Here is a 5,974-nt window from a genome sequence, read left to right on the forward strand (position 1 = left end):
GGTGAGGATCGTCTGTCTACGGTCGTTAGGATTAGTTTCGCGCTCGATGAATTCCGCTTTCACCAAGCGGTCGACCAATTCCGACGCCGCAGGAGGTTTGATTTGCAGGAACAACGCTAAATCGCTGACACTCCAGGTGTCGCGAACCGTAAAGGCGACTAACGTTTGATATTGTGGCAGCGTAATTTCTAATTCCGATACTGCGCCTGCGCCTAAGCGATGGAACACTTTCATTAAATAGGGGAACGTGCTAACCATATTCTTAGCGCGCTCGAGGCTCGTAGTATCCGTTATGATTTCAGTTGACATGGGTGTTAACCCTCCTATTAAAATTTACTCATTTAATAGTCGGATACCAAATAATTCGTGGTACGAATAGAAAGGAAACCGAATTAAATGTTTTTCTTATAACTGTTATAAATATCTAAATATCAATAAGTATAATTGCATGCTCAGTTACGGAGTAGTATGATTATTGAATAGCGTTGTTAAGCAACAAAAAAAGGTGAGCGGAACCAGAGGATTCCGCTCATGTACGAGTGTTGAGGCAAGAAAAAAAGTGGAGTTGCTCTAATCCCCCGCGATATGCGATACCTCAATTTTACCGTGTTTCTTAAGTTCACGTTCCTTCATGAGGGCAAAGATAACGGGAGTAACTAACAACACATGCACCGCTGATGTGAACAAGCCGCCCACCATCGGCGTCGCTATCGGCTTCATTAAATCAGCGCCGGTTCCCATCGACCACATCACAGGGAGCAAGCCAATCATCGAGGTTCCAACGGTCATAAGTTTCGGCCGTAATCGCAAGACACTGCCCTGTTCGATGGCTTCGTACAACCCGTTACGGTCAACCGCACCGTTCCGTAACCGTTGATTCAACGCTTCGTGAAGATACACCACCATAATCACACCAGTCTCAACTGCAACCCCATACAATCCGATGAATCCCACCCACACCGCAACACTGAAGTTGTAATTGAGGAAGTAGATCAGGAGTGCACCGCCGGTCAGCGAAAAGGGCACCGACAACATGACTAATCCGGCTTCGGAGAAACTATGAAATGTGAAATAAAGCAGCAGAAAAATAACCAGAACTACAATCGGAAGAATAAACAGCAACCGTTGTTTCGCTCGAACCTGATGTTCCCACTGTCCCGACCATTCGACGAAGTAACCTGCTGGCAGTTTCAAATCCCGTTCGATTGCGGCTTTCGCTTCCGTTACGAATCCTCCCAAATCACGATCACGTACATTTAGATACACGATACTTCGTAGATGAGAATTCTCGGACGCTATCATCGATGCACCGATCCGGAGTGTTACCTCGGCAATACTCGATAGTGGAACTTGCGCGCCACTCATCGATGTCACGGTTGTCCGTTTCACATCTTCCAATGAGCTGCGGTAATCCAATGCATAACGCAAAAACACGCCATAGCGTTCGCGGCCTTCCACGACTTCCGTTGCAATCATCCCGCCAGTAGCGGTTTCGACAGTACTCAATACTTCTTCCATCGATAAGCCGTATTGTGCGATTTTCATTCGATCCGGTCGCACATCGATGTAATTACCGCCGATTACCCGTTCCGCGCTCACGTCGACTGCCCCGGGAATTTTCTTAACGATTTGTTCCGCTTGAATCGCAAGTTGCTCTAATTGCTGCAAATCGTCACCGAGAATTTTTATCCCTAAGTCAGTTCGAACTCCGGTCGCCAGCATATTGATCCGGTTGATAATCGGCTGCGTCCATCCGTTCGATACTCCGGGGACTTGCAATTGCTGATCTAATTCTCCCACGATATCGTCACGAGTGATTCCCTTCCGCCACTGTTCGTGTGGTGTCAGCAGAATGATAGTTTCGATCATCGATACCGGTGCGGGGTCGGTAGCCGTTTCGGCGCGTCCCGCTTTTCCCAATACCAGCGCTACTTCCGGATGAGCTGCAATGATTTTATCTTGCACTTGCATAATCCGCTTCGCTTCCGTCACCGATACATTCGGAAGCGTTGTCGGCATGAACAGTAAACTCCCCTCATCTAACGCTGGCATAAATTCACTGCCAATCCGTGTCATCAGGACTATCGTTCCCAATAACACAATGATATTGATCCAGAGCGTCGTCCATTTGTGATTGAGTGCCCATCGCAACATCGGACGGTACATGGCATTTAACCAGCGCGACAACGGATTGTCGTCCTCCTGCTTGAGTTTTCCTTTCAATAGCAACGTGCATAACACCGGTGTTAAAGTGATGGCTAAGAGTGCCGAAGCGACCATCGCGGCGGTTTTCGTAAATGCCAATGGGATAAACAGTTTGCCTTCCTGTCCTTCGAGTAAAAACACCGGGAGGAAAGAAAGAACAATGATTCCCAACGAAAAGAAAATCGGTCGACCGACGGTTTTCGATGAGTTATAAACAGTCTTGATGATATCATTACGATCCTCATCGGTTCCTTCCGAGAGCTTCCGATACGCATTCTCGACGATAACGATCCCGGCGTCGACCATCACACCGATTGCAATCGCAATGCCCGAAAGTGACATCAAATTCGAGGATATTCGGAAGTAATACATCGTGATAAAAGCGGAGAGGATTGCGAGGGGGAGTGCGATAATCACAACTACAGCGCTGCGGAAGTGAAACAGGAAGATGAGTACTACAATAGAAACGATGAGAATCTCTTCCCACAACGAGTGTACCAGTGTATCCAATGCGCGTTGAATCAAATCGCTTCGGTCGTATGCCATCTGCAGGGTAATCCCTTCCGGCAACCCCGGACTGATACTCGCAATCCGCTCCTTAACCCGGTCGATTACCTGCTGGGCATTCTCACCATAACGCATTACAACAATTCCGCCGACCACTTCACCGTTGCCGTTTTTCTCAAGAATACCGCGCCGGGCGGCACCGCCCATTTGTACAATTCCGATATCGGCGATTCGAATTGGTTTGCCATCCGCAGTCGCCATCACCACGATTTGCTCAATATCTTCTTTTGATTGGATGTAGCCCAATCCGCGAATCATGTATTCCATCGAAGATTGCTCAAGCAATCCGCCGCCTACATCAAGATTCGACTTTTTGACGGCATCCATTGCCATCATCGTCGAAATCCCGTAATACTGCAACCGGTCGGGCTTGAGCAACACTTGGTATTGTTTGACAAAACCGCCGATTGACGCAATTTCGGCAACCCCTTCCACCGATGAAAGCGCCGGCTTGATATACCAATCTTGTACCGAACGCAACTTCGCTAAATCGTAACCGTTTCCTTCCACGGTGTACCAATAGACGTGACCAACGCCGGTACCATCCGGGCCAATCGCGGTCATTGTCCCCTTAGGCAAGGTCGGCGAGATTTGATTCAGTCGCTCCATCACCCTTGTTCGCGCCCAATAAATATCGACCTTATCCTCAAAGATGATGTAGATCATCGAGAGACCAAACATCGATTGACCGCGAACGGCTTTCACCCCGGGAAGTCCGCGAAAACCGGCTTCCATCGGATAGGTGATTTGATTCTCGATTACTTCCGGTGCGCGTCCCATCCAATCGGTCATCACGATAACCTGATTGTCGGAGAGATCGGGAATCGCATCGACCGGCGTTCGTTGCAATGCCCAGAGTCCCCACACTAACAGCAATGCGATGCCGATAAATACGATGATCCGGTTGTTGAGACTTGCCGCAATAATTCTCTCAATCATTGCGAACCTCCCGAATCTCGCAACTCGAGGTTCATTCCGCATACCGGGCATTTCCCCGGATTGTCGGAATCCGAGCCGGGGCAATGCATCGGACAAAAGTATTTCGATAACGACTTAGAAGATTTTGTGTTCGTTACTTTAGTCGGTGTATGCGGTTCTTCCTTTTGGTGGCTCATCGTCGGAGCAGCTTGTAAATTTTTGAGTTGCGATTCCGAATCGATTAAATACGCCCCGCTCACCGCAACTTCATCCACTTCGGATAATCCCTGTATAATCGCTATCCGTCCCCCCTCGCGAGTACCGGTTATCACTTGGACTGGTCGATAGCGGCCGTCGGCGGCTTTAATCCAAACTCGACTGCTGTTTCCCGTTTGCAGAACCGCATCCTCAGGAACCGACAGATACTCTCGTTGTTGCATATTGCCGACGAGGATATCTAAATAACCGCCTAATCGGAGCTGTCCGTTATCGTTACGTACTTCGCCGCGAACCGGTAACGTCTTCGCCATCATATCCAACTCACTGCCGATAAAACGAACCGTGGTTGTTATTGTATCGTTACCGATGATGCCAACCATCGGAGCGCCAATGACAACGTGTTTCGCATCTTCGCTATTGACTGCCGCTTCGATCCAAACCGGATTCGTCGAAACAAAATCGAGCAGCGTCATTCCCGGCATCGTCCATTCACCCACCTTTGCCATTCGTTCCATTAACACGCCATCCAGTGGGGAAGCGAAAGTGATTTGCTCGTGAGGTTTTCGCTGAGCTCGCAATTCATCGAAATGTTCAGTCGTTAATCCCAATGATTTCAATTTTGTGACAGCGGCTTGCCGTACTGGATTGTCCGGATCGCTGCGCAGTGCCCCTAAATACTCCGCTTCGGCAGCTTGGATGTCGGGACTATGCACCGTTATGAGCTTGTCACCTTTCCGAATCTGTGCACCCGGTTCTTGGATGTAAACCGAGTCGATGCGTGCCATTGCCCGTAAAGAAAATTTCCAATCGGCATCTTTTTTCGCCACTACTTTTCCGGGATAACGCTGTGCATTGTGAAATGTCATTCGCTTCGGTTGCTCGACGCGGATGTTGGCGAGTATCTCCTGTGAGGGAGATAGATGAACGCCTTCGGCAAGACTATCTATCTGTGGGTTACTTGACGCAGCACTTTTCTTGACCAGCTTCATGCCGCAAATCGGACAATCGGCGGGATGATCGTTTACTACCTGCGGATGCATCGGACAAGTATATATTTCGGCTGTTGCTGATGCGGTAGATTGGCCGGAGTGCGATTTCCGAATCAAGTAAACATTCGCGACAACGCTTAGCGCGAGCAGTAACGCAACCACGATCACAACCGTTTTTCCCGCGCTGTTCTTTTGCATTCTAACAACAAATAAAATCGTTTTCATTGTCCAATCCTTTCCAGCAGATTTCCCCGCAATGCCCACGCATTCGCCCGCAGCATCGCTTCCTCCATTTGCGCCATGCTCCATTTCATCTGCAATTCGGATACTTGCATGAGCGTTATACTGCCGTTCAAGTATCCGGCAAACGATTGACGATACGCAGTTTCCCGGCTTGGGATAATTCTCTCGCGAAGTGTCTTTGCTTCTTGTATTGATCGTTCCAGCTCGGCATGTTCTTCGAGTATCGTCTTCTTAAGTTGCAATAGGACTGCCGTTTTGCTTTCGATGCTGCTCTTATGCATCATACGTTCTTCACCAATCATTGCGAATTGATTGGAACGCGGATTGAGCGGAAGCGGAAACGATACATCAAAACTCAACATCGCATCTTGTTTCACGGTGGAATTTGCGATGAGTGGTTCACCACTATGACTGACACTCGAAGAAGTCACCTTCATGGGAAACCGGTAACCGTAGGCGAACATCACATCGAGTTCGGTGAAGTATGACCTTTCCGATAACTTGAGCGATGCTTTCGCTTCGCGGACACGTTGTTCCGCCAACTGAACTGCTGGTGATAGTTGCAGTGTTGTCTTATCCAACAAGGAATCGAGCGAGAGTAGCTCTGGCAATGCTTCCGGTAATGCATCGACTTCGAGCGAAGAATCGGGCGGAACACTTACAGCAGCGGCAAGTCCCGCTTGTTTGCGTACAACTTCAGTCTTGGCGGATTCGATTTTACGTAACCATTCGCTCCGCTCCGCGTCAACGGAATAGATATCGGCGGCATTTCCCATCCCACTCGCAACCATGCCGGTCGCGCCGTCCTGCATCGCAGAAAACAACGGTAATCC

4 protein-coding genes are annotated in these 5,974 nt (G+C 49.0%); all 4 read right to left on the reverse strand.

Features of this window, described 5'->3' with window-relative positions; all coding sequences use genetic code 11:
• Window positions 1–309: MarR family transcriptional regulator (locus OEM52_13350; protein MDK9701122.1), on the reverse strand; the 309-nt coding region annotated here is incomplete at its 3' end.
• Between the two features lie 261 nt (window positions 310–570).
• Window positions 571–3,711, reverse strand: coding sequence for a CusA/CzcA family heavy metal efflux RND transporter (locus OEM52_13355; protein ID MDK9701123.1), 3,141 nt, complete (start codon window positions 3,709–3,711; stop codon window positions 571–573).
• Complete coding sequence (locus OEM52_13360) at window positions 3,708–5,123, reverse strand: efflux RND transporter periplasmic adaptor subunit (protein ID MDK9701124.1); 1,416 nt, start codon at window positions 5,121–5,123, stop codon at window positions 3,708–3,710. Before OEM52_13360 ends, OEM52_13355 begins: the two co-directional genes overlap by 4 nt.
• A partial coding sequence (locus OEM52_13365) for a TolC family protein (GenBank protein MDK9701125.1) occupies window positions 5,120–5,974 on the reverse strand: 855 nt, incomplete at its 5' end. The genes OEM52_13365 and OEM52_13360, both read right to left, overlap by 4 nt.

Source organism: bacterium (assembly GCA_030247525.1).
Lineage (GTDB): Bacteria > Electryoneota > JAOADG01 > JAOADG01 > JAOADG01 > JAOTSC01.

Bases quoted from the DNA above. Each gene is read 5' to 3' on its own strand.
- OEM52_13360 (MDK9701124.1), bottom strand. From the start codon at position 5,123: ATGAAAACGATTTTATTTGTTGTTAGAATGCAAAAGAACAGCGCGGGA.
- OEM52_13355 (MDK9701123.1), bottom strand. From the start codon at position 3,711: ATGATTGAGAGAATTATTGCGGCAAGTCTCAACAACCGGATCATCGTA.